We start from the raw sequence: 23,776 nt of genomic DNA on the forward strand, positions 1-23,776 counted from the left end.
GTCAGATCGCCTGAGGCGACAGGGTGGCGGGGCGCACCACGGATTGCGAATCTTCCGCGCTCCGTATGGCCGTGCCGAATGCCTGCAGGCGGGCCGCACAGCTGCCGTCGTCGACCTCGCGCCGGGTGACCGCGGTGGTCGTGAGCGGTGCACGTCCCAGGAGTTCGCCGATCTCGGCCGCTGCGTTCGGTGCACCCTCTCCTCCCATGACCGAGAGCACGGCGACATCGGGCAGGCGGTGGCGCTGTTGAGCGACGAAGCTGCGCATGGGACCGGCCAGCCGCAGCATCCAGATCGGAGACACCAGCACCACGGCATCGAAGTCGCCGGGCGGCGGGCCGTCGTAGCGAATGGCGGGCTGCCGCCGGAAGAACGAGTCGAGCAGGCAGCGCCAGGTGCCGAGGGCGCCGCTGCGCGGACGCGCATCGGCGATGTCGGCGATGCGCCAGCCCTGCTGGCTGCACAGGAGTTGCGCGACCTTGCGGGAGGTGCCGGTGTAGGAATAGACGATCACCAGGACGTTGTTCATGGCTGCCTCTGCTGCATTCATATGCAGTCAATGTAGGCATGGCGAAGCAAGGCTGTCTTGCGCTGAATCAAGAATGGATGCTGTTGCGCAGGCGGGCCGCGAGCCCCTGGTTTTCTTGATATGGCGCAAGGTGGCTCCATGGCCGCACGACGACCATTCGTGCACCGGGGAACGTTCCCGTCGAAGGATCCATCATGAACATCCTGCTTGCCGTCGATGGCAGCGACTGCACGAATCGCTTGAAATGAAAGCCGTCACCCTCGCGCGAGGGACGATTGCGGCCGCGCTCGGCGCACTCGCGCTTGCAGGCGGAACGAGCGCCTGGTCGCAGGCGCGGTCGTGCCTGGACCATGTGCCGCCGCTGTCGCAGGGCGCCGATTTCGTGGCGGCCGCCGCGCGGCAGTCGCCTGCGGTGGTGAGCATCACCGTCGCAGGGGCAGGCAACGACTGGGCTGTCGCAGGCGACATGCGGTCTTCGACGTCTTGGGGGCAGGGCGTGGGCCGTGGCTTCGCCTCGGGCTTCATCTTCCGTCGCGACGGCTACATCCTGACCAGCGCGCATGCGGTGAACGGTGCGCAGGCGATCTCCGTCGCTACGGCGGACCAACGCCGCTTCGACGCCGAGGTGGTGGGCATCGACCGCCGTACCGACGTCGCGTTGCTCCGGATCGCGGCGTCCGACCTGCCGGTCGTTACCGTGGGCCACAGCAGCGAGCTCTGCCCGGGTGAATGGGTCGCAGCGATGGGCGCGCCGTTCGGCTTCGAACGCAGCGTCACCGCCGGCGTGGTGAGCGCCAATCCGCGCTACATGCCGGGTGGAAACGGGGTGCCGCTGATCCAGACCGATGTCGCGCTCAATCCCGGCAACTCGGGTGGTCCCCTGTTCGACGAGCGGGGGAATGTGGTGGGCATGAACTCGATGATCTACTCCGCAAGCGGCGGGTACTTCGGCGTGTCGTTCAGCCTGCCCATCGACACTGCGATGCGCGTGGCGGACGAGCTTCGCGCAACAGGGCGGGTGACGCGAAGCCATATCGGTGCCCGTACCCAGCCCCTGACCGCCGAATTGGCGCCGGCATTCGGCCTCGATGCCGCACTGGGCGCACTGGTTGTGCGCGTCGATCCGGACAGCCCGGCGGAGACGGCGGGGCTGCGCAGCGGCGATGTGGTGCTGGCCGTCGGTGCCGCGGCGGCGATGCCCTATGCCGAGATACAGGATCGCGTGGCCAGCGCCAGTCGGGGCAGTGGGTTGACCTTGCGTGTCTGGCGCCACAGGGCGCCGTTGACCGTGCAGGTGAGCGTGGCTCAAAGTGTGCCGGACATCGCGCCAAAGCTCGTTGCGCGCTCCGAAACGCGTGAGGTCCGGTTTGGACTCGACCTCGCGGAGCGCAAGGGTACGCTGGGCATCAGTTTGCTGGACCCCGGGCTTTATGTGCAATCGGCTTCGGGGTCGGCGCAGCGTGCGGGATTGCGCTATGGCGACATGCTGATCGCGGTCAACGACGTGCACGTGGCCGGCCTGGCGGATTTCGATGCGGCAATCCATTCCATTCCGGAGAGCGACACGGTTGCGTTGCTGGTCATGCGAGGCTCGGCCAGAAGCTACATAGCGATTCCCCCGCGCGTGTCGAGGCGCGCGCCGTTGGCGCAGCGTGCGGGCGATGCCGCAGCGTTGACGCCGTGAAACCGCTGCCATGAAGTCGGTCAGCTGTGGCGTTCTGGTGTTCGATCCTGCAGGAAGTCTGCTGCTCGGCCATGCGAACGCAAGCCGGTACTGGGACATTCCGAAAGGCGAGGGCACAGCGCAAGAGCAGGGCGCGCAGACCGCGGTGCGCGAGGCCTTCGAGGAATGCGGGCTGCGGCTGTTGCCCGGTCAATTGAGGGAAATCGGCCTTTTTAGATACCGGCGGAACAAGGAACTCCGGCTTTTCGCCGTGCTGGTGGCGCACTTCGAGGCGAAATCCTGCGTATGTTCCAGCTTCTACACGGACCGCCATGGGCGACTGTGCCCCGAGATGAACGGATTCCGATGGGCCACGCCGGAAGAGTTGCCGCTGTTGTGCGCCCCCAGCCTGGTTGCCGTGCTGACGCAAACGCTCTCATTGGCGGCGATCCACGGGCAGCTGCTGTATGAAGCTGCTCCTGTCCAGGCGGCACCTGCGCAGCGTGAGCTCACCCGGATTGGTCCGGCGCATGGCGGCGCACAGCCTCTCGTTCAAGAATGACGGCGCACTGCCAGATTCTCTTCCGGGGCGACGGACGCTGAGGGTTGCCTTGGAACGTTGCTTGGAGCGGGTGAAGGGAATCGAACCCTCGTATGAAGCTTGGGAAGCTGCCGTTCTACCATTGAACTACACCCGCATTTTTTAACCCGTTGATTCCAAACGAGTTATCGACCTGACTACCTGATTCTACAGAGGAGAAAAGGTCTTTCGACTTCGACCGTGTTCCCAACGTCATCCGGTCTGCTGACGACAGCCGGGAGTATAGGTCCATGTTCTTTGACGTTCGCGCTGCCAAGCCTCAAAGGCCTGCCCGTCAGTACGAGGCACCCGATCGTCAGTCTGTCAGCGCTTCGGGCTGAGATCCAAAGGGATTCGGAACATGCTCGAGCTTCACGAGCCATTCCGACTGATCTGGCGTTGAGCCCTGTCGGTAGTACCGCATCGTCACTTGGTACATCAGGTTCGGAAAATCGGGGAAGCTGATGAGGTCCCCAACGTTGTACGGACAACCCGCAGTTGCCTCTACCCTCGGCCATGCGCCCGAAGCCTTCGCGACCATCTGGTCGTGGTCCTCCATCAGGAATCTGACTGTCATTTCGTCCGCCCCTTGCGGGGTCCGTGTTGAGGAAATCGGACTCTACCTCTCGTCAGCAGGAACCACGTCAGATTGGCGGCGTGGAGTCACGAGTGCCGAAGGTCATGGGTGCTTTGCAAAAGACGGGGCAATCCGATTGCATGAGATGCAGCGGAAGGTGAGAGGGCGGCGCCGCGGATTGCCACCGGTATTCGAGCCAGCAAGCTGTGGGCAAGAAAAAGCCCGCACAAGGCGGGCAAAGGTAGCCCTGGAGGAGGGAGGAAGAGAGAAGTGGGCTACCGAAATGAAGTCTAACGCACTACATGCGAGACGATAGGTAACTTTGGGCAACCGTGATTGCGATAAACGCTGCTGCCTCGAGGAAGGGCGTGGCGCCTGTTGCCCGCCGCTTGCACGGAAAGTTCGAACCCACGCCGACGACGGAAGCAGGCTCGCAGTCCCTCGCATTGAATCCTTTTGGCTACAGAGTGGGGTCGGAACGATATCCCCCATTTGTGGGTTGCACCCGACGGTGCTATCGCACACCATCCGGACATGTATCTGCATGCTCTGGTTGCCGATCTGCCGCAGGCAGAACGCGCGGCGTTGGTCCAGGCCACCGAACTCCGTTCCTACCGGCGAAACGACATCGTGCTCGCCGTGGACGAATGGACGGACCGGATCTACTGCGTGGCCAGCGGGCTGCTGCGCGTGGTGGCGCATGGCAGCGGCAGCGGCAACGGCAACGGTGACGTCACCACCGACTTCATTCGCAAGGATGATTTCTTCCTCGGTGCTTCTTTCAACGAAGACCGCTACCAGGCCGGCCAGACGCTCGTCGCAGCGCTGCCTTCGTCGGTGTATCTCATTCCCGTCTCTGCAATGCGCAGGCTGTGCGCATTGCACCCCGAGGTGGTCCTGACACTGCTGAGCCTTGCCATGAAGCGCATGAGCGCGATGCGTGGGCAACTGCGCCGGATTTCATCGCTGTCGTCCGAAGATCTCGTGGGCCGCGTGCTTCATCAGTTGACCCAGCTCGCACCGGCAACGACGGGTGGGTATGACAAGCGCATCACACAATCGGTGATCGCATCCTATTCGGGGCTCTCGCGCGAGGTGGTCAACAGGACCATGCGCAACATGGAGGACCGTGGACTCGTGCGCCGCGACGAGTGCGGCGTGCATGTGCCCGAGGCGTTCGCCGCGACAGACTTCGGCTTGCCGCCTGCCGGATAGAACGCTTCCGAGATGGGCGCGCCTTCGCCGGACTCGCGACTTCCGCTGCCGGGAGCGACCGGTGCATGAGTTCCGCGGCGACTGCCGGCTCGGTCGAGGCGAAGGGTCCGCTGTCGCCACGCGAGCTGAAGGTGCTGCGGCTGATTGCCCGGGGCTGGAGCAACCGGCAGATCGCTGAAGAAACTCACCGCTCCATCAACACGATCGAGACCCGGCTCAAGAGCATCTACCGCAGGCTGGCCGTCAAGTCGCGCACGGGTCCCGCGACCACCTGTGTCGAGTTGTGAACTGGGACACATTCCGGGCCTAAAAGTGAATGCGTGAGCCGATCGACATCCGTAGTATCAAATTGTTTTCGAATTCTTACGGAGCTCCCAACGTGATGGTTTTCAGACCCGGCTTCCATCGAACGCAAGACCGCGGCGTCTTGCGTGCGGGTCTGCATCGCGAATCAGCAGTACCGTCAGTTCGAAGGTTGCTCTCATGCCGAACCCCTGACCGCGACCGCGCGCGGAGGCCGACGTCCTCCGCCGATTGCGCGCCGCTCCCCGTGACGCGATAGCCGATCGCCGGCTGCTCCGAGAGGAGCGTCGAGGCGCCTGGAGTTCTCGCCCGCCCGGTGATTTTCAAGAACCCGTTCAAACCCGCGTTTCGGCGGGGGATGGAGAACTGTTGCCGCCACGAACGTGCAGCTTTCTCCCGGGCCCACAGTTTTTTTATCGAGGATGCAATGTCCGCTCTTTCGCAAACCACAGACAGGCCCCTTCGGCCGTGGAGGCCGATCGCACCGGCATTCCACATGCCGATGCATCACCGCGTTGCATCCGCCGACACGCCAAAGGATCGCACCGTGTGGAATGTGCAGGCGGCCGGTGTTGGGCGACGACGGGATTGCGCGTTCGTCTTCATCGCCAACCTGCCGCACCTCGTCGAGGCTTATGGCCTGGACTTCGCGATGGCCGTGAGCCGCGAGATCAAGCGCCGGCTTTGCGCCAGCTTCCTGAGCTCGGCCGAAACAGACCTGGCCTGCCTGCGCGACGACTGCTTTCTGCTGTGGAGCAATGACGCCTTCGCGGCCGGCCCATCGCACGCGGCGCAACCCGTCAGCGAGCAACTCGAGACGCTGCTCGCCGTGACCGGCAGCGAGCCGATACGCGCCGAGGGAATGACGGCACTGGCGCAATTGCATGCGGACTGGATCGAGGTGTGCGCGCCGGAGCAACTGGGCGCCTCGGAGATCGAGCTCACGCTGTGGACTGCCCAGCCCTTTCCGGACGCGCAAGAAAACCGCACCGACGGATGGCGACAGCTCTACCGCGCGGACATGGATGTGGCGGTGCGCGTGAGCGAGGCACTGCAGGCCGATCGCCTTGCCTTCGCATGGCGGCCCGTGGTCGATGCCTACGCGTCCGCAACCACGTTCTACCGTGAGGCACGCCCCCGCATCGCACCGCACTCAGGCCATCCGGCTTCGCCCACGCCGGAGGTGTTCATGCCGTGCCTGCAGCGTCTCGGCCTGGCCCGCGTGTTCGACAGGCTGGTGGTGCGGCAGGTCCTCGACGAATTGCGGCGCGAGCCTTCGGTGCGCGTGGGGGTGAGCATCTTCGCGCAGAGCGCGCGGCTCGATCACTGGTGGGCGTCCCTGCTGTCGACCCTGCAGTCCCAGCCGGCGTTGGCTTCCAGCCTGACGGTGGAAATCTCCGACGGCATGGCGTTCTCGAATCTGGAATCGGTTCGCGACTTCTGTGCCCGGCTGCGGTCGTGCGGCTGCCGGATCGCGATCAAGGACTTCGGTGTCGGGACCGGCAACCTGGCCGCGGTACAAGCCTGCCGCCCCGACATCGTCAAGCTCGACGCCTCGTTCCCGCGCCGGGCGCGCGAAAGCGAGTTCGGCCGCGAATGCCTGCGCGACATGCTGACGCTCTGTGCGCATCTGGCATCGCACGTCGTGGTCGACGGCGTCGAGCGCGAAGAGGACATGGACGTGGCGTTGGACGCAGGCGCCCGGTGGTTGCAGGGCTACTACCTGCACGATGCCGAAGAACCGGTACGGCCCGCTTCGCAGACGAACCTGGTCCAGCGGAGGCCGGCATGAGCATTCCGCTGGAATTGCATCTGGGCCTGGTCCGGCTGAACGCGGAGCTGAACAACCTGCAGCGCGCGATCCAGGAGGTCTTGAACTGCAGCGGACTGACCTCCGGCGGTGCCGGCCCGAACGACCTCGCGGCCAAGGCGCAGTACCTCGTGCTGGAGGCGGCGATCCGCCTCCAGGCGGACCGAGGTCCGCGCATCGCGTCCTCGAAACAGGACGACAGGTCCCCGAAGCGGCGCCGTCGGCTCGTCGGTGAACGGCTCCACCAGCAGCAGCTCGGCCTGCGCGTTCGGCGCACTCAATTGACAGGGAAGAAGGAATGACCATGTTCAAGTCGATCCGTGCATTGGCGCGCGACAAGACGGCAGGCCGTGGGCTGATCGCGGCGGCCGCCATCGCAAGCCTCGCCGGACCGTGCAGACGGTCCGGGCCTTTTTGCGACACGGAGATAACGAGGGTTTGACCATCGGTTGTGGATTCGGGCGTGCCTTCGAATCCGGCAACCGAATCGAATTCATCATCTTCAGCCATGTACCTGCACCCCCTTCTTCACAACGTCAGCACGGCGGAGCGAAAGGCCTTGATCCAATGCAGCGAGCTTCGCTCCTATCGGCGCAACGAGCTGGTGCTCCATGCGGACGAATGGACGGACCGCATCTACTGCGTGACCAGCGGCCTGCTGCGGGTCGTGGTGCATGGGAGCGCAAACAGCGGCGACGTCACGACCGACTTCATTCGCCGGTGGGATTTCTTCCATGGTCCTTCGCTCAGCGAGGACCGTTATCAGGCCGTGCCGACGCTCATTGCGGCGCTGCCTTCGTCGGCGTACCTCGTGCCGGTATCGGCGGTGCGCGAGCTCTGCTCGAAGCACCCCGAGGTGGCGCTGGGCTTGCTCGAACTCGCGATGCAGCGCATGGACATGCTGCGCGGGCAGCTGCGGCGGATTTCTTCGCTGTCGGCGGAAGTCCTGGTCAGCCGTGTGCTCTACGAATTGACCCAGCTCGCGCCCGCGGGCTCGAGCGGCTACGACAAGCGCATCACCCAGGCGGTGATCGCCTCCTATTCGGGACTCTCGCGCGAGGTGGTCAACAAGACCATGCGCGACATGGAGAGCCGTGGCCTCGTCTGGCGCGACGAGCACGGCATCCATGTGCCGCCCGATTTCGCGTCGACGGACCTTGGCAACTTGCCGCCCGTGGAGAAAAACGCGTCCAACGCTGAGCCTGAACACAGCGAGTCGCTGCTGTTTCCCGATCTGCTCATTGCTCCTCGCGAATGAATGAAGGGCGAATCGAACTGAATTCGCGGCAAGTAGGGGGGCGACATCGCCGATCATGGCCCGGGCAAAAAATACCCGCCGAAGCGGGTTGGAGGAGCGCCTGCGGGGCGCTCTAAGGACGAAACAGAGAGCTCTTCTTCTATGCGGCCCTGTTGTGTGACAGCACGTTGATCGTCGACGGGGTGACTGCAAATGGCTGTAAGCCAAAAATAGGCTGTTGTCGTAGGACACACTTAAAAGTGTGAAAAATTTGGCAACCGGCAATCGTCTCGGCGTGCCATTCGAGGCCGAAGTGTCGGTCTCGTCTTACAGGTGAGGTCTGCATGAAGCCCTAGATTTTGCGGACTCGCTTTGAAGTGCGAGTTCTCTGTGCGTGACAGCACCTGAAGAGATTCAACCCAGCTTGGCGCTGGGTTTTTTTTCGCCGCGCGGCCCGAAAAGTGTGAACTAGTTCCGGTTCTGGCCATCAACTTTGCGGAACTGTGTCTTGTCGCGCCTTGTGTTGCAGGCCAGCCATTCCCAATCCGCGGATCGCTGCCGCACACTCTTCCCACAACGAAAAAGAGGTGCTTCATGGGAGCGATGAATGAACCGTCACCTGAGGTGGGCACATTCCTGTGTCGCTTCAGCATTCCGATCCGGGTCGACGAAGAGCGGTTCCAGTACTTCCCCGTCGTCGGGGTCTTTCGCCGCATGCCGTTCGATCAGGTGGATCGGTGGGTAATGCGGCCGGACGGCCGGGCACGCACGGATCGCGATCTGGCGGCCGAGGTTCTCCTCGAGTTGCGCCGACCGCTCGGGTCCACCGGCAAGACGGCTTCGCTTCAGTTCAGTGTCGGCGACGTCATCGAAATCGACCGGGCCGCGGCCATCATCGTGGCAACGTTTCTGGCCCAACTCCCGCGCGGGGCAGAGCGAGAGCCCGAGAACGAATTCGAGGGCGCGGCGTAGGGCCGGTTCTTTCCATTGAAAAAGCCCGCGCGAGGCGGGCTTTGGAAGGTGGTCGTGAACTCTCACGCGGTCCACGGTTACGGCAAATGTTCAATTGCGGAAGCCACCTGTTGTTTTTCTCGTCGCAGTGACTTCGACGCGCCGGTGTGAGATTCGGCTTGCCTGGCCAGGCAACACCCGAACCATGTCCGGGCGAGGCAGGATTGTACCAGAAGCCTCTTTTTCGCCTCGGAAGCCACGCGATGGGTGGCAAATCCAAATATTTTTCAGCTGCTGCCACTTTTGCAGGCACCGTGTTGCAGGCCACGCCAGGCAACGATTCTGCGCAATGCACACACGGTTTTCCACAACATTGTCCCCATTGAAAATGGAAAACCCGTCATGGCCATGTGCTAGGCAAAAGCGACCGCTGTCGCCGCTCGGGTAGGCGCGCGCTGACAGACGTCGGACGGCCCCGAGGAGGAACATCTCTTGACCGCATTCTTGCGGCAAGGAGCATGAAATGACCTTCGACTTCCTGTTTCGTCCCAGCCATACCGCCTATCTCAAGCGGGCGTCGGCACTGCTCGAGGAAGCGCAGATGGCACGCATCGAACACCAGGCCGCGGCGGAACATCACAGCGCCTTGGCCCGGATGTATGCGGAGCGCGTCAGGCGACTCGAAAGCGAGCTCTATCGGCAGCCGCGCGGCCCGGAGCACGGGCCGGCAGACGTCGTTGCAGACGACCGGCCGCAGTTGTATTCGCTGGACGGCAGCCGCAAGCCAGGGTTGACGTCGGCGACCTGACCTGGCTCGGCCTTGGCCTCGCCCCATTTTCAGTTCGGCTTAAGGTTGGGGAACGATACTGGTCCTGACGGTCTTCCGGCGTTGGTAGAGGTCGCTTTGGCACCCGCTCTCGAGAGCGGTTCCTCGAGGCTGAAGGCCGTCAGGATTTTTCTTCGCAAGGCATGCGCCATACGCTGTTGCACTATCTCTCGACACAGGAACTGCCCGCCACCGTTGCAGGTGTGCAGGGCGTTGCTGCAGTCGAGGCCCTGATCCGGGAAGGCTGCGTCAGAGCCGTCGTTCCCCTGGGCCGGTCCGCCGTGGCCGAGTTGCCGGTGGCAACGGTGACCGAACTCACCAGGCTGGGACGCCGCGCGCTGCGGCGCTTCATGGTGCATCAGCGCTCCGATAAGGCGCGTTGCTAGCGCAGGAAGACGTGCTGCATGAACTGCCTGATCGGGTACTGGATCACCGTCTGTACCCTGGCAGGCAGTTCCAGTGGCCGCATCAGCATCTTGAGCGTGGCGCCCGGGCTCAGGTTGGTGCGGATGGTGCTGTTCATGCGCGCGCTCAGCTGCTGCACATAGGCCGTGTCGTGAGCCCGATGAGGAGACCGGGCCTTCACGACATGGCGGATCGCGCAGTCGGCGTCTTCGCTCTTCAGCTCCAGCGTGCGCCGGCCGATGGTGCCGAACACGCGAAAGCGGCTCAGCTTTTCCTGCTCGCGGTAGCGGCGGAAGAAGCGGTAGAAGTGCTTGTAGTGGTTGACCTCGTCGGCCGCAATGCGGGTCGCGAGGTCGTGCAGCACCGGTTCGGTGGTGCCGCGGGCCATGGCGCGGTAGTAGGTGGCGGTGCCGGTCTCGACCACGCAGCGGGCGGTCATTTCGAGGGCGCGGGTCGGCGCCAGCAATTCGATCTTGCAATAGGTCGCGTATTCCTCGAGAAAGCCGCGGTAGGCTGTTTCCCACTCGAACTCCGGCCAGACGTGCCGCACATAGGCGCGCAAGGCCTCGCCGTGCTGGAGTTCCTCGGGCTCCCAGTGATCCGAGAGCCATTCGGTGACCTCGTCGTCGCCGCGAAAGAAATCCACCAGGTTCTGCGTGTACAGGTCCGAGCCGCTTTCGACGAACGAGGCGGAGGTCACGAGGTAGAAAAGGTTCTCGTCATTGCGCACTTTGTCGAGTGCGATGCGCGAGAAATCGAGATCCTCGATCTTCCAGTGTTCGGCCTCTTGACCTGCCATGCGGACTCCTTGATTCATGTTGTGCATATGAATAGGACGAAGCCGGCCACGTTTGGTTCGGCCGCGCGGGCTGCAGGGCGCATATTAGCCGCGGTGTCCCGATCATGCCGTTTGCCCTTGGGCCGCCCAGGCCCCATAGGCAAACCTATAATCGATTGTTCAAGCAAATCAAGCAGTTAGGCCGGTTCAACGCAGTGGTTTCGACGCAGGGTCGCCATCGCCAGGCCGCCCTCGACAGAAGACGAAATCAAAGATGAGCCAGCCCACATTCACGGTTGCGGACATCCGCAAGACCTTTCTCGATTTCTTCGCCTCCAAGGGCCACACGGTGGTGCCCTCGAGTTCGCTGGTGCCGGGCAACGACCCGACGCTGATGTTCACCAACTCGGGCATGGTCCAGTTCAAGGACGTGTTCCTGGGCGAAGACAAGCGTCCCTACGTGCGCGCCGCCTCGGTCCAGGCGTGCCTGCGTGCCGGCGGCAAGCACAACGACCTCGAGAACGTGGGCTACACCGCGCGCCACCACACCTTCTTCGAGATGCTGGGCAACTGGAGCTTCGGCGACTACTTCAAGCGCGAGTCGCTCAAGTGGGCCTTCGAGCTGCTGACCGAGGTCTACAAGCTGCCGGCCGAAAAGCTCTGGGCCACCGTCTACATCGAGGACGACGAGGCCTACGACATCTGGACCAAGGAAATCGGCCTGCCGCCCGAGCGCGTCGTGCGCATCGGCGACAACAAGGGCGGCCGCTACATGTCCGACAACTTCTGGATGATGGCCGACACGGGCCCCTGCGGCCCGTGCTCCGAAATCTTCTACGACCACGGCCCCGAGATCCCCGGCGGCCCGCCCGGCAGCCCCGATGAAGACGGCGACCGCTACATCGAGATCTGGAACAACGTGTTCATGCAGTTCGACATGCAGCCCGACGGCTCGGTCAAGAAGCTGCCCGCGCCCTGCGTCGACACCGGCATGGGCCTGGAGCGGCTGGCCGCAATCCTGCAGCATGTGCACAGCAACTACGAAATCGACATCTTCGACGCGCTCATCAAGGCCGCAGCGCGCGAGACCGGCGAGAAAGACCTGTCGAACAACTCGCTGCGCGTGATCGCCGACCACATCCGCGCCACCTCGTTCCTGGTGGCCGACGGCGTGATCCCCTCGAACGAGGGCCGCGGCTACGTGCAGCGCCGCATCATCCGCCGCGCGATTCGCCACGGCTACAAGCTGGGCCAGAAGAAACCGTTCTTCCACAAGCTGGTGCCCGACCTCGCGAAGCTGATGGGCGATGCGTATCCCAAGCTCGTGGCTGATGAAAAGCGCATCACCGACACACTGAAGGCCGAGGAAGAACGCTTCTTCGAAACGCTAGCCAACGGCATGGAAATCCTCGACGCGGCCCTGGCCGGTGGCGCCAGGACGCTGCCGGGCGAAGTCGCCTTCAAGCTGCACGACACCTACGGCTTCCCGCTGGACCTGTCGGCCGACGTGTGCCGCGAGCGCGGCGTGAGCGTCGACGAAGCCGGCTTCAACGTCGCCATGGAAAAGCAGAAGGCCGCGGGCCGCGCGGGCGGCAAGTTCAAGATGGACCGCAACGTCGAATACACCGGCGCGGGCAACGCCTTCACCGGCTACGACCACCTCGAGGAAAGCGCCAAGATTGTCGCGCTGTACTTCGAAGGCGCCGCCGTGCAGGAACTGAAGGAAGGCCAGCCCGGCATCGTGGTGCTCGACACCACGCCTTTCTATGCCGAGAGCGGCGGCCAGGTCGGCGACCAGGGCGTGCTCATTGCCGAGGGCGTGCAGTTCGGCGTCGACGACACCCAGAAGATCAAGGCCGACGTGTTCGGCCACCATGGCACGCAGACCCAAGGCACGCTCAAGGTCGGCGACGCGGTCAAGGCCGCGGTCGATACCGCGCGCCGCGCCGCCACCATGCGCAACCACTCGGTCACCCACCTGATGCACAAGGCCCTGCGCGAAGTGCTCGGCGACCACGTGCAGCAGAAGGGTTCGCTGGTCGATGCCGACAAGACGCGTTTCGACTTCGCGCACAACGCGCCCGTCACGCAAGACCAGATCGTCGAGATCGAGAAGCGCGTCAACGCCGAGGTCCTCGCCAACTCCGAGACGCACGCCCGCGTGATGGACATGGAATCGGCCCAGAAGACCGGCGCCATGATGCTGTTCGGCGAGAAGTACGGCGAGACCGTGCGCGTGCTCGACATCGGCTCCAGCCGCGAACTCTGCGGCGGCACCCACGTGGGCCGCACCGGCGACATCGGCCTGTTCAAGATCGTCGGCGAGGGCGGCGTGGCCGCCGGCGTGCGCCGCATCGAAGCCGTCACCGGCGCCAACGCGCTGGCCTACCTGCAAGACCTCGAATCCACCGTGCACAGCGTGGCCGCCACCCTCAAGGCGCCGGCCGCCGAGCTGCAGGGGCGGCTCACGCAGGTGCTGGAGCAGGTGAGGGCGCTCGAGCGCGAAGTGGGCTCGCTCAAGGGCAAGCTCGCATCGTCCAAGGGCGACGAGCTCCTGGCGCAAGCGGTCGATGTCAACGGCATCAAGGTGCTCGCCGCCAAGCTCGACGGCGCCGACGCCAAGACGCTGCGCGACACCATGGACAAACTCAAGGACAAGCTCAAGACGGCCATCATCGTGCTGGCCGCCGTCGACGGCGACAAGGTGCAGATCGCAGCCGGCGTCACCGCCGACACCACGGGCAAGGCCAAGGCCGGCGAGTTGGTCAACTTCGTGGCCCAGCAGGTCGGCGGCAAGGGCGGCGGCAAGGCCGACATGGCCATGGCCGGCGGCACCAATGCGGCGGGCCTGCCTGCCGCTCTGAAGTCGGTTCAGGGCTGGGTCGCGGAACGCGCCTGATGACCGACGCGCTGCCCGGCGAAGTGCTCGTGATGGGCGCGGGCACCATCGGCTGCTACATCGGCGGCCGTCTCGCCGCGGCGGGCGTGCCCGTCACCTTCGTCGGCCGTCCGCGCGTGCTGCGCAAGCTGGCGGACCACGGCCTGACGCTCAGCGATCTCGACGGTGCGAAGCACCACATCCTGCCTTCGGCGCTGCGCCTGTGCGAACAGGTGCCCGCCGGCGCCAGGCCCGCGCTGGTGCTGTTGTGCGTGAAGAGCGGGGCCACGGCCGAGGCAGCGGGCGAACTGGCTTTCGCGCTGCCCGCGGGCACCACGGTCGTTTCGCTGCAGAACGGCATTTCGAACAGCGCCGCGGCGTCGCAGGCCGGCCCGTCGCTCAATGTGCGGCCCGGCATGGTGCCGTACAACGTGGCCGAGATCGGCGAAGGCGCTTTCCATCGCGGGACGCCCGGCCGGCTGGCCGCCGAGGACGATGCGGCACTGCGCCCCTGGCTGCCCGTGTTCGAGCGCGCCGGCGTGCCGCTCGACCTGCATGCCGACCTGTTGCCGGTGCAGTGGGGCAAGCTGCTGCTCAACCTCAACAACCCCGTCAATGCGCTCTCGGGCCTGCCGCTGCGCCAGGAGCTGATGCAGCGCGGCTACCGGCAATGCTTTGCCGCCCTCATCGACGAAACGCTCGACGTGCTCGGCGCGAGCGGCATCGCGCCCGCGCAGGTGGCGGCCGTTCCGGCGCGGCGGCTGCCCGGCCTGCTGCGCCTGCCCGACTGGCTGTTTCGCATCGTCGCGGCGCGCATGCTGCGCATCGATGCCAAGGCCCGCTCGAGCATGGCCGACGACCTGGCACTCGGCCGGCGCACCGAGATCGACGCGCTCAGCGGCGAGGTGGTGCGTCTCGCACAGGCGCACGGCCTGAGCGCACCGCGCAACGCGCGCATGGTCGCGTTGCTCGAGGCCTGGCCGCAACAGCCGCAGCGCTGGCCGGCACGGCAATTGCAGGATGCATTGGGCCTGTAGCGTTACCCTCGGGCCGTTGCGGCTATCAAGAAAGAGGGAGTTCTCATGCAGGTCCTGATTCTCGGCAGCGGTGTCATCGGCACCTCGGTGGCCTACTACCTGGCGCGTGCCGGCCATGAGGTGACGGTGCTGGAGCGCCAGGCGGCGCCCGCGCTCGAAACCAGCTTCGGCAACGCGGGCGAAGTGTCGCCCGGCTACTCGGCGCCGTGGGCCGGGCCCGGCGTGCCGGTCAAGGCCATCAAGTGGATGCTGATGCAGCACAGCCCGCTAGTCGTCAAGCCCATGCTCGATCCCGCGATGTGGCGCTGGGGCCTCTCGATGCTGCGCAACTGCACGCAGGCGCGCTACGAGCTCAACAAGGGCCGCATGGTGCGGCTCGCCGAATACAGCCGCGATTGCCTCAAGGCCCTGCGCGCGGACACCGGCATTCAATACGACGAGCGCATGCAGGGCACGCTGCAGCTCTTTCGCACCCAGCAGCAACTCGACGGCACCTCGAAAGACGTCGAAGTGCTCAAGGCCTCCGGCGTGCCCTACCAGGTGCTCGACCGCGAAGGCTGCGTGCAGCACGAGCCCGCGCTCGCGGCGGTGAAGGACAAGTTCGTCGGCGGCCTGCGCCTGCCGGGCGACGAGACCGGCGATTGCTTCAAGTTCACCCAGGCGCTGGCCAAGCTCGCAGAGGCAGCGGGCGTGACCTTCAGGTTCGGCGTGAACATCCAGGCTGTCGAACACGATGCAGCCAAGGGCGTGACTGCGGTGCGCACCGACGCGGGCAGCTTCACCGCCGACCGCTACGTGGTCGCGCTCGGCAGCTACTCGCCCGCGCTGGTCAAGCCGCTGGGCATCGATCTGCCGGTGTACCCGGTCAAGGGCTTCTCGATCACCGTGCCCATCGCCGACGCGAGCGGCGCGCCCGAATCCACCGTGATGGACGAAACCTTCAAGGTGGCCGTCACGCGGCTCGGCGACCGCATCCGCGTGGGCGGCACGGCGCAGCTTTCGGGCTTCGACCTCGCGCTCAACCCGCGCCGCCGCGACACGCTCGAACACGTCGTGACCGATCTCTTCCCGAAGGGCGGCGATGTGCGCGAGGCCTCCTTCTGGACCGGCCTGCGACCGATGACGCCCGACGGCACGCCGGTGATCGGTGCCACCCGCATTCCCAACCTGATGCTGAGCACCGGCCACGGCACGCTCGGCTGGACCATGGCGGCCGGCACCGGCCGCGTGATGGCCGACCTGATCGCCGGCAAGGCGCCCGAGATCGACATGGAAGGCCTGACCGTGGCGCGCTACGGCGGCTGAGCAGGCCCGACACCCCACCCCGAGCAGGGCGGCCCAAAAGGCCGCCCTGTTTACGTTGGGTTGCGCGATCTAGGGTTTCTACCTAGTCGCGAAGTTGTCTTCCTGGGTATTCTTCGTGCGTTCCATCAATAAATCGTTGTTTCATTAGAGAAACAAAACACCGGCCACCACGGACCCATGAAACACTCACGCCGCCATGCCGTCGCAGCCGCCATTTCCCTGGCCGCCGCTTGCGCCACCGGACTTGCCTGGGCGCAGAACTACCCCAGCAAGCCGATCACGCTGGTCGTTGCCTATCCGGCGGGTGGCGACACCGATGCGCTGGCGCGGCTCTTCGCCGAGAAGCTCTCGGCGCGGGTGGGGCAGCCGGTGGTGGTCGACAACCGCCCGGGCGCCAGCGGCATCATCGGCAGCGCCTACGTGTCGAAGGCGGCGCCCGACGGCTACACGCTGCTGCTCGCGCCCAGCACCTTCTCCATCGCGCAGCTGGTGCTGAAGACCAACGGCGCGTCGGGCTACGACGTACTCAACGGCTTCACGCCGATCGTGCAGACCGGCAGCCAGCCGCTGTTCCTGGTGGCGAGCGGTGCGAGCGGTTTCGCCAGCCTGAAGGATGCCGTTGCCGCCGCGAAGGGCGCCAGCAAGTCGCTCTCGTATGCGAGCCCTGGCAGCGGCTCGCCGATGCACATCCTCGGCGAGATGTTCGCCCGCGCGTCGGGCGCCAACCTGGCGCACGTGCCGTACAAGGGCGTGGCGCCCGCGGTCAACGACGTGCTCGGCGGCCATGTGCCCGTCACCTTCATCACGCTCGGCCCGGTGGCGCCTTACTTCGCCAACGGCAAGCTGCTGCCGCTGGCCGTGGCCTCGCGCGAGCGCTCGCCGCTGGCGCCCAAGGTGCCGACGCTGCTGGAGCAGGGCTACAAGGACGTCGAGGTGACGGCCTGGAACGGCCTGTGGGGCCCGCGCCAGCTGCCGCCCGAGATCGTCAAGACGCTGAACGGCCACTTCAACGAGATCCTCAAGATGCCCGACATCGTCGCGCGCATGGCCGTGCTCGGCACCACGCCGGTGGGAGGCGATGCCGAGGTGCTCGGCAAGACCAACGCCGCGGACTACGCGCGCTTCGGCAAGGTCATCAAGGAGCTCGGCATCCAGGCCGATTGAACATCCCATGACCGAACCCAAAGCCACTCCCGATCCGTCGAGCCTGCAGGCGCTGCTGGCCGAGCTGCCGGCCAGCCTGCTGGCGGGCCGCCGCGTGCTCGTGACCGGCGCCGCACGCGGCCTGGGCCTCGCGTTCGCGCAATGCGTCGCCGCGGCGGGCGCGAGCGTGGTGCTGGCCGACATCCTCGGCGATCTGGCCGAGACCGAGGCGAAGGCGCTGCGCGATGCCGGCCACAAGGCCCATGCGCTCGCCGTCGACCTGTCGGACCCCGCCTCCATCGACGCCTGCGCCGCCGAAGCCGTCCGCCTGCTCGGCGGCCTCGACGGCCTGGTCAACAACGCGGCCATCACCAACTCGGGCGGCCGCGACGCGCACCAGCTCGAAATCGACACCTGGGACCGCGTGATGAACGTCAACGTGCGCGGCACCTGGCTCATGGGCCGTGCCTGCCAGCCCGCGCTGGCTGCGAGCGGCCGCGGCGCCGTCGTCAACCTGGCCTCCGACACCGCGCTCTGGGGCGCACCCAACCTGCTGGCCTACGCATCGAGCAAGGGCGCGGTCATCTCGATGACGCGTTCGCTGGCGCGCGAATGGGGCGGCGACAACATCACCGTCAACGCCGTGGCCCCGGGCCTCACGCTGGTCGAGGCCACCGAGTACGTGCCGATGGCGCGCCACCAGAAGTACCTGGAAGGCCGTGCCATTCCACGCGAACAGCAAGCCGCCGACGTGTGCGGCGCCACGCTGTATCTGCTTTCCGGCCTCTCGCGCTTCGTGACGGGCCAGCTGCTGGCCGTCAACGGCGGCTTTGCGATGCACTGAATTTTTTCCGACGAATGGAGTGAACACTATGAGCGATTTGTCCGAACAACAGAAGATCACCGATGCCGCCGGCAACAGCCTGGCGCAGCCCGAAGGCAGCAGCCTTGCCGAGTGGATGAGCACCCGCATCGCGCGCTACGAAACCCGCAAGTACGACTGGGACGCGCTGAAGTTCCAGGCCGACCTCGACCCCAAGTTCCGCCGCGCGCAGATGCGCTACGTGGGCACCGGCGGCACCGGCATCGCTGCGGACGTCAACACCGTGCCCGCCGAGCACTTCACCTTCTCCACCATGGTGATTCCGGCCGGCCATGAGGGCCCGCCGCACCTGCACACCGACGTGGAAGAAGTGTTCTTCCTGATCCGCGGCAAGCTCAAGGTCGTGATCGAGAAGGACGGCGAGCGCTTCGAAACCATCATGACCGACCGCGACCTGATCTCGGTGCCGCCGGGCGTCTACCGCGAGGAGATCAACATCGGCGACGAAGACGCGCTGATGTGCGTGATGCTCGGCGCGAAGAAGCCGGTGACGCCGACCTACCCCGCCGATCACCCGCTCGCCAAGATCAAACGCTGAAGAAGCCATGAACGACGCCATCGCCTCCGACGCGCTGACCCTGCCGGCTTCCGAGCTGGCGCTGCTGGACGACCGTTTCCCGGCACGTGCCGTGCCGGTCGGCGGCGGCGCGGTGGTGTCGGTGCGCGAACGCGGTGCAGGGCCGGTCGTCGTCTGCCTGCATGGCATCGGCTCTGGTGCGGCCTCGTGGCTCAACGTCGCCTTGCTGCTGGCGCCGCAGGCCCGGGTGATCGCGTGGGACGCACCGGGCTACGGTGCATCGACGCCGCTTGCTCCTGCCGCACCATCCGCTGCGGACTACGCCGAGCGACTGCACGCCTTGCTCGATGCGCTCGACATACAGTCTTGCGTGCTGGTCGGCCATTCGCTCGGTGCGCTCACCGCGGCCTCTGCAGCGCGCACGGATTCGGCCCTGGTTTCGCGCATCCGCCACCTCGTGCTGATCAGTCCGGCCGCAGGCTACGGCGCACCGTCGCGCGCCGAAGCCCGCGCCAGGGTGCGCAACGAACGGCTCGCCGTGCTCGACGAGCTGGGCATCGCCGGCATGGCCGCGAAGCGCTCGAGCCGCCTGCTGTCCGACACCGCCAGCGAACTCGCGCGCCAGTGGGTGCGCTGGAACATGGCGCGGCTGAACGACGGCGGCTATCGCCAGGCCGTCGAGCTGCTGTGCAACGCCGACCTGCCGGCCGACCTGCCGCCCGCCATGCCGGTGCGCGTGGCTTGCGGCTCCCTCGATGTCGTCACCACGCCCGAGGCCTGCGCCGAAGTCGCGCGCCGGTGCGGCGTGCCGCTCGAGCCGATCGCCGGTGCCGGACACGCCAGCTACGTGGAGCAGCCGCAAGCCGTTGCCGCATTGCTGCGCGAAGTGCTCGCCGCCTGATAGAAGACACGACAAGACAACCAACGGGAAGAACCAACAACCATGGCCACCAACGACAACGAAGTGATGGAAGAGGGCGCTGACCGCTACAACGTGCCCGCGCTCGAGCGCGGCCTGCGCATGCTGTGCGAGTTCAGCCGCGAGAGCCGCACGCTCTCCGCGCCCGAGCTGGCCCGCCGCTTCGACCTGCCGCGCTCGACCGTGTTCCGGCTTCTCACCACGCTGGAGAACATGGGCTTTCTCGAGCGTGCCGAGGGCGGCCGCGACTACCGCCTCGGCCTCGCGGTGCTGCGCCTGGGCTTCGAATACCTCGCCTCGCTCGAACTCACGCAGCTCGGCACGCCGCTGCTCAATCGCCTGTGCGACGCGCTGCGCACCCCCTGCAACCTGGTGGTGCGCGACGGCCGTTCGATTGTCTACGTGGCCAAGGTGGCGCCGCCCACGCCGTTCGCCAGCTCGGTCACCGTGGGCACGCGCCTGCCGGCCCACGCCACGGTGCTGGGCCGCGTGCTGCTCGAAGACCTCACGCTGCCGCAGCTGCGCGCGCTTTACCCCGAAGACAAGCTCGAGACCTTCTCGCCCAGCACGCCCAAGACCGTGAACGAACTCTTCGACATGGTGCAGGCCGACCGCACGCGCGGCTATGTGCTGGGCGAGGGTTTTTTCGAATCGAACATCTCCAGCATCGCGGCGCCGGTGCGCGACCACAGCGGCCACATCGTGGCGGCGCTGGGCGCCACCATCACCTCGGGCCATATCGAGGAGAACCGCATGGACGAGATGGTGCTGCGCGTGCGCAGCACCGCGGAAGAGATCTCGGGCCTGCTGAACTACTCGCCTGCGCATGCCAACAAGGTGGTGCCGCTTCGCAGCGCATGACGGGCATGACGATGCAGGCACCTTCTCATTTCTTTGCCGCCGACGCGTTGGCGGGCCGCGTGGCTGTGGTCACGGGCGGCTCCTCGGGCATCGGCCTCGCGACCGTCGAACTGCTGCTCGCGAGTGGCGCATCCGTCGCGCTGTGCGGCCGCAATGCCGAGCGGCTCGACCGCGCGGTGGCCGGCCTGCGCGAGCAGTTCCCTGGCGCAAAGCTCTTCGCACAGTCTTGCGACGTGCTCGACGGCGCTGCGGTCAAGGCCTTCGCCGCCGCGAGCGAAGCCGCGCTCGGCGCGGCCTCGATGCTCGTCAACAACGCGGGGCAGGGGCGCGTCTCCACCTTCGCCGACACCGACGATGCGGCCTGGACCGAAGAGCTCAACCTGAAGTTCTTCTCTGTCATCAACCCCACGCGCGCCTTCCTGCCGCAGCTCTCGGCGCAGCGTGCCGTGCTGGGCGATGCCGCCATCGTCTGCGCCAACTCGCTGCTGGCGCGCCAGCCCGAGCCGCACATGGTCGCCACCTCGGCCGCGCGCGCCGGCTTGCTGAACCTCGTGCGGTCGATGGCCACCGAGTTCGCGCCGCAAGGCGTGCGCGTCAACGGCATCCTGATCGGCCTGGTCGAGTCGGGCCAGTGGCGCCGCCGCTTCGAGGCGCGCGAAGACCAGTCGCAGGACTGGTCCGCCTGGAGCGGCCAGCTCGCGCAGAACAAGCACATCCCGCTGGGTCGCCTGGGGCTTCCGACAGAAGCCGCGCGCGCGATCCTTTTCCTCGCTTCGCCCCTCGCGTCCTATACGACGGGCAGCCACATCGATATTTCAGGAGGCCTGTCGCGCCATGCATAACCCCAACAACAACAACACGGTCACGGTCGGTGCAGTCGTCGCGGCCTTTCTCGAACAGTGCGGCGTCAAGGCAGCCTTCGGCGTGATCTCGATCCACAACATGCCGATCCTCGATGCCTTCGCGCAGCGCGGCACGATCCGCTTCATCTCTGCGCGGGGCGAGGCGGGCGCGGGCAACATGGCCGACGCCTATGCGCGCTCCACCGCCAGCCTGGGCGTGTGCATCACCAGCACCGGCCCGGCCGCGGGCAACATCGCGGGCAGCATGGTCGAGGCGCTGACCGCCGGCGCGCCGCTCTTGCACATCACGGGCCAGATCGAGACGCCTTATCTCGACAAGGGCATGTCGTACATCCACGAGGCGCCCGATCAGCTCGCCATGCTCAAGGCCGTGTCGAAGGCGGCGCTGCGCGTGCGCAGCGTGGAGACCGTGCTCGGCACGCTCAAGCGCGCGGTGCAGCTCGCGCTGACGGCGCCCACCGGCCCGGTCAGCGTGGAGATTCCGATCGACATCCAGTCGGCACTGACGACGATGCCGGCCGACCTGTTGCCGCTGCCCGTGGAGCGGCCCGTGCCGTCCGCCGCTGCGCTCGACGCGCTGGCCGCGCGCCTGGCCACGGCCAGGCGCCCGATGCTGTGGGTGGGCGGCGGTGCGCGCCACGCCCGCGGCGCCATCCAGCGCCTGCAGAAGCTGGGCTTCGGCGTGGTCACCACCACGCAGGGCCGCGGCACCGTGCCCGAGGACGACGCCGGCTCGCTCGGCGCCTACAACATCCAGAAGCCGGTCGAGGCCTTCTACCAGACCTGCGATGCGATGCTCGTGGTCGGCTCGCGCCTGCGCGGCAACGAAACGCTCAAGTACGAACTGAAGCTGCCTCGCCCGCTGTACCGGATCGACGCCGATGCCGCCGTCGAAGGCCGCTGCTATGCCTCCGAAGCTTTTGTCTGCGGCGATTCGGCGCTGGCCCTCGAAGGCCTGGCCGATCGCCTCGAAGCGGCCGGCTACAAGGCCGATGCGCAACTGCTGGCCGACCTGCGCGCCGCGCACGACCAGGCGGTCGCGACGCTGCGCGACGGCCTCGGCCCGTATGCCGAACTCGTGCGCCGGCTCCAGTCGGCTGCGGGCCGCCAGTTCAACTGGGTGCGCGACGTGACCGTCTCCAACAGCACCTGGGGCAATCGCGAGCTGCGCATCTTCGAGCCGAGCGCCGGCGTGCACGCCACGGGCGGCGGCATCGGCCAGGGCATGCCGATGGCCATCGGCGCGGCCATCGGCGCGGCGGTGACCGGCTCGGGCCGCAAGACCTTCTGCCTGGCCGGCGACGGCGGCTTCATCCTGAACCTGGGCGAGCTGGCCTGCATGGTGCAGGAGAAGGCGCCCATGGTGATCGTGCTGATGAACGACAAGAGCTACGGCGTCATCAAGAACATCCAGGACGCGCAGTACGGCGGCCGCCAGTGCTATGCCGAGCTGCACACGCCCGACTACGACCTGCTGTGCAAGTCGATCGCGCTGCCGCATGCCCGCGTGCAGGACCTGGCCGACCTGCCGGCCCGCCTGGACAAGGCGCTGTCCACCGACGGCCCGTTCCTGCTCGAGATCGACATGCTGTCGATCGGCGGCTTCAAGACCAGCTTCGCCGGCCCTCCGACCAACACGGTCACCCAGATTCCCGCGCTCGGTGCGGCCAAGTAAGTGAGCGGGGTCCTGTCCATGTCCGCCATCACACGCATCGCACTCGTCGGCTGCGGGGCCATCGGCACCTCGGTGCTCGAACTGCTCCGGGGCGAGCCGGCCCTGAAGGTGACTGTCATCGTCGTGCCCGCCGAAGGCATTGCCGCCGCACAGCAGGCCGCGCCCGGCGTGCAGGTGCTCAGCGCGGTGCCTGTCGCCGGCATCGACCTCGTGGTCGAGACGGCCGGCCATGCCGCCATCGAGGAGCATGTGCTGCCCGCGCTTTCACGCGGCACGCCCTGCGTGGTCGCCTCGGTCGGCGCACTGTCGGCCGTGGGCTTCGCCGAGCGGCTCGAGGCCGCGGCCGTCGCCGGCCGGACGCAGGTGCAGCTGATTCCCGGCGCCATCGGCGCCATCGACGCGCTCGCCGCGGCCCGCATCGGCGGCCTCGACAGCGTGCGCTACACCGGCCGCAAGCCGCCGCAGGCCTGGAAGGGCACGCCGGCCGAACAGGGCCGCGACCTCGGCGCGCTGACGCAGGCCACGGTGATCTTCGAAGGCAGCGCACGCGAAGCCGCCTTGCTCTACCCGAAGAACGCGAACGTCGCGGCCACCGTCTCGCTCGCGGGGCTCGGCCTCGACAGGACGCTGGTGCGCCTCATCGCCGATCCCGCCACCGCCGAGAACGTGCACACCGTCGAAGCCGAGGGCGCCTTCGGCAGCTTCGAGCTGACCATGCGCAACAAGCCGCTCGCGGCCAACCCCAAGACCTCGGCCCTGACCGTGTACAGCGCCGTGCGCGCGCTGCGCAACCGCGTCGCGCCCCTCGCCATCTGAGTCAC

General features: G+C 66.5%; 24 protein-coding genes and 1 tRNA gene. 21 read left to right on the top strand and 4 right to left on the bottom strand.

Annotation, left to right across the window (positions count from 1 at the left end; genetic code table 11):
* Position 1 precedes the first annotated feature (1 nt).
* On the bottom strand, positions 2–529 hold the full coding sequence (locus AC1DXX_RS12025) for a flavodoxin family protein (protein ID WP_478134425.1): 528 nt from the start codon (positions 527–529) through the stop codon (positions 2–4).
* A gap of 244 nt (positions 530–773) precedes the next feature.
* Here AC1DXX_RS12025 and AC1DXX_RS12030 point away from each other — a divergent pair, with 244 nt between their 5' ends.
* Together AC1DXX_RS12030 and AC1DXX_RS12035 are read left to right on the top strand one after the other, a co-directional pair.
* The gene (locus tag AC1DXX_RS12030; protein ID WP_478134427.1) at positions 774–2,213 is read left to right on the top strand and encodes a trypsin-like peptidase domain-containing protein; all 1,440 of its coding nucleotides are present in this window, start codon (positions 774–776) and stop codon (positions 2,211–2,213) included.
* Between the two features lie 10 nt (positions 2,214–2,223).
* The gene (locus AC1DXX_RS12035) at positions 2,224–2,754 is read left to right on the top strand and encodes an NUDIX hydrolase (protein WP_478134429.1); all 531 of its coding nucleotides are present in this window, start codon (positions 2,224–2,226) and stop codon (positions 2,752–2,754) included.
* 62 nt (positions 2,755–2,816) lie between these two features.
* Here AC1DXX_RS12035 and AC1DXX_RS12040 read toward each other — a convergent pair.
* A tRNA-Gly gene (locus AC1DXX_RS12040) sits at positions 2,817–2,890 on the bottom strand.
* A gap of 198 nt (positions 2,891–3,088) precedes the next feature.
* A complete protein-coding gene (locus AC1DXX_RS12045) occupies positions 3,089–3,349 on the bottom strand; it encodes a hypothetical protein (protein ID WP_478134430.1) in 261 nt (86 codons plus the stop codon).
* A gap of 534 nt (positions 3,350–3,883) precedes the next feature.
* On the opposite strand from AC1DXX_RS12045, the gene AC1DXX_RS12050 reads away from it, so the two are divergent.
* The 8 genes from AC1DXX_RS12050 (at position 3,884) to AC1DXX_RS12085 (ending at position 10,077) form a co-directional block, all read left to right on the top strand.
* Entirely contained in the window at positions 3,884–4,564 is a 681-nt protein-coding gene (locus AC1DXX_RS12050; RefSeq protein ID WP_478134463.1) for a Crp/Fnr family transcriptional regulator, read from the top strand.
* Positions 4,565–4,629: 65 nt separating this feature from the next.
* Positions 4,630–4,851 carry a response regulator transcription factor gene (locus AC1DXX_RS12055; RefSeq protein WP_478134431.1) on the top strand — a complete coding sequence of 74 codons (222 nt, stop codon included), beginning with the start codon at positions 4,630–4,632 and terminating at the stop codon, positions 4,849–4,851.
* 563 nt (positions 4,852–5,414) lie between these two features.
* Positions 5,415–6,659, top strand: a complete 1,245-nt coding sequence (locus AC1DXX_RS12060) for an EAL domain-containing protein (protein WP_478134432.1) — start codon at positions 5,415–5,417, stop codon at positions 6,657–6,659.
* A complete protein-coding gene (locus AC1DXX_RS12065; RefSeq protein WP_478134433.1) occupies positions 6,656–6,979 on the top strand; it encodes a hypothetical protein in 324 nt (107 codons plus the stop codon). Before AC1DXX_RS12060 ends, AC1DXX_RS12065 begins: the two co-directional genes overlap by 4 nt.
* Positions 6,980–7,185: 206 nt before the next feature.
* Entirely contained in the window at positions 7,186–7,935 is a 750-nt protein-coding gene (locus tag AC1DXX_RS12070; RefSeq protein ID WP_478134434.1) for a Crp/Fnr family transcriptional regulator, read from the top strand.
* A gap of 573 nt (positions 7,936–8,508) precedes the next feature.
* Positions 8,509–8,886, top strand: coding sequence for a hypothetical protein (locus tag AC1DXX_RS12075; protein WP_478134436.1), 378 nt, complete (start codon positions 8,509–8,511; stop codon positions 8,884–8,886).
* 502 nt (positions 8,887–9,388) lie between these two features.
* Complete coding sequence (locus AC1DXX_RS12080; protein WP_478134437.1) at positions 9,389–9,673, top strand: hypothetical protein; 285 nt, start codon at positions 9,389–9,391, stop codon at positions 9,671–9,673.
* A gap of 161 nt (positions 9,674–9,834) precedes the next feature.
* Complete coding sequence (locus AC1DXX_RS12085) at positions 9,835–10,077, top strand: hypothetical protein (protein WP_478134438.1); 243 nt, start codon at positions 9,835–9,837, stop codon at positions 10,075–10,077.
* Here the strand turns inward: AC1DXX_RS12085 and AC1DXX_RS12090 are convergent.
* Positions 10,074–10,895 (bottom strand): ferritin-like domain-containing protein, encoded by an 822-nt coding sequence (locus AC1DXX_RS12090; RefSeq protein WP_478134439.1) that lies wholly within the window; start codon positions 10,893–10,895, stop codon positions 10,074–10,076. The two genes, AC1DXX_RS12085 and AC1DXX_RS12090, sit on opposite strands and share 4 nt — an antisense overlap.
* 253 nt (positions 10,896–11,148) lie before the next feature.
* Between AC1DXX_RS12090 and alaS the strand changes: the two genes are divergently transcribed.
* The 11 genes from alaS (at position 11,149) to AC1DXX_RS12145 (ending at position 23,771) form a co-directional block, all read left to right on the top strand.
* A complete protein-coding gene (alaS, locus tag AC1DXX_RS12095; RefSeq protein WP_478134440.1) occupies positions 11,149–13,773 on the top strand; it encodes an alanine--tRNA ligase in 2,625 nt (874 codons plus the stop codon).
* The gene (locus AC1DXX_RS12100) at positions 13,773–14,789 is read left to right on the top strand and encodes a 2-dehydropantoate 2-reductase (RefSeq protein WP_478134441.1); all 1,017 of its coding nucleotides are present in this window, start codon (positions 13,773–13,775) and stop codon (positions 14,787–14,789) included. The genes alaS and AC1DXX_RS12100 overlap by 1 nt, the downstream gene beginning before the upstream one ends.
* 45 nt (positions 14,790–14,834) lie before the next feature.
* Positions 14,835–16,094, top strand: coding sequence for a D-amino acid dehydrogenase (locus AC1DXX_RS12105; protein ID WP_478134442.1), 1,260 nt, complete (start codon positions 14,835–14,837; stop codon positions 16,092–16,094).
* 177 nt (positions 16,095–16,271) lie between these two features.
* Positions 16,272–17,258, top strand: a complete 987-nt coding sequence (locus AC1DXX_RS12110; protein ID WP_478134443.1) for a Bug family tripartite tricarboxylate transporter substrate binding protein — start codon at positions 16,272–16,274, stop codon at positions 17,256–17,258.
* A 7-nt stretch (positions 17,259–17,265) separates the two neighbouring features.
* Positions 17,266–18,081 carry an SDR family oxidoreductase gene (locus AC1DXX_RS12115; RefSeq protein WP_478134444.1) on the top strand — a complete coding sequence of 272 codons (816 nt, stop codon included), beginning with the start codon at positions 17,266–17,268 and terminating at the stop codon, positions 18,079–18,081.
* A 28-nt stretch (positions 18,082–18,109) separates the two neighbouring features.
* Positions 18,110–18,658, top strand: a complete 549-nt coding sequence (locus tag AC1DXX_RS12120) for a cupin domain-containing protein (RefSeq protein WP_478134445.1) — start codon at positions 18,110–18,112, stop codon at positions 18,656–18,658.
* A gap of 7 nt (positions 18,659–18,665) precedes the next feature.
* Entirely contained in the window at positions 18,666–19,538 is an 873-nt protein-coding gene (locus AC1DXX_RS12125) for an alpha/beta fold hydrolase (protein ID WP_478134446.1), read from the top strand.
* A 42-nt stretch (positions 19,539–19,580) separates the two neighbouring features.
* Positions 19,581–20,417 carry an IclR family transcriptional regulator gene (locus AC1DXX_RS12130; protein WP_478134447.1) on the top strand — a complete coding sequence of 279 codons (837 nt, stop codon included), beginning with the start codon at positions 19,581–19,583 and terminating at the stop codon, positions 20,415–20,417.
* A 5-nt stretch (positions 20,418–20,422) separates the two neighbouring features.
* Positions 20,423–21,259, top strand: coding sequence for an SDR family oxidoreductase (locus AC1DXX_RS12135; protein WP_478134448.1), 837 nt, complete (start codon positions 20,423–20,425; stop codon positions 21,257–21,259).
* On the top strand, positions 21,252–22,955 hold the full coding sequence (locus tag AC1DXX_RS12140; RefSeq protein ID WP_478134449.1) for a thiamine pyrophosphate-binding protein: 1,704 nt from the start codon (positions 21,252–21,254) through the stop codon (positions 22,953–22,955). Before AC1DXX_RS12135 ends, AC1DXX_RS12140 begins: the two co-directional genes overlap by 8 nt.
* 18 nt (positions 22,956–22,973) lie before the next feature.
* Complete coding sequence (locus tag AC1DXX_RS12145) at positions 22,974–23,771, top strand: aspartate dehydrogenase (RefSeq protein ID WP_478134450.1); 798 nt, start codon at positions 22,974–22,976, stop codon at positions 23,769–23,771.
* Positions 23,772–23,776: the final 5 nt, after the last annotated feature.

The sequence above is a fragment of the Variovorax sp. P4_B10 genome (assembly GCF_056402375.1).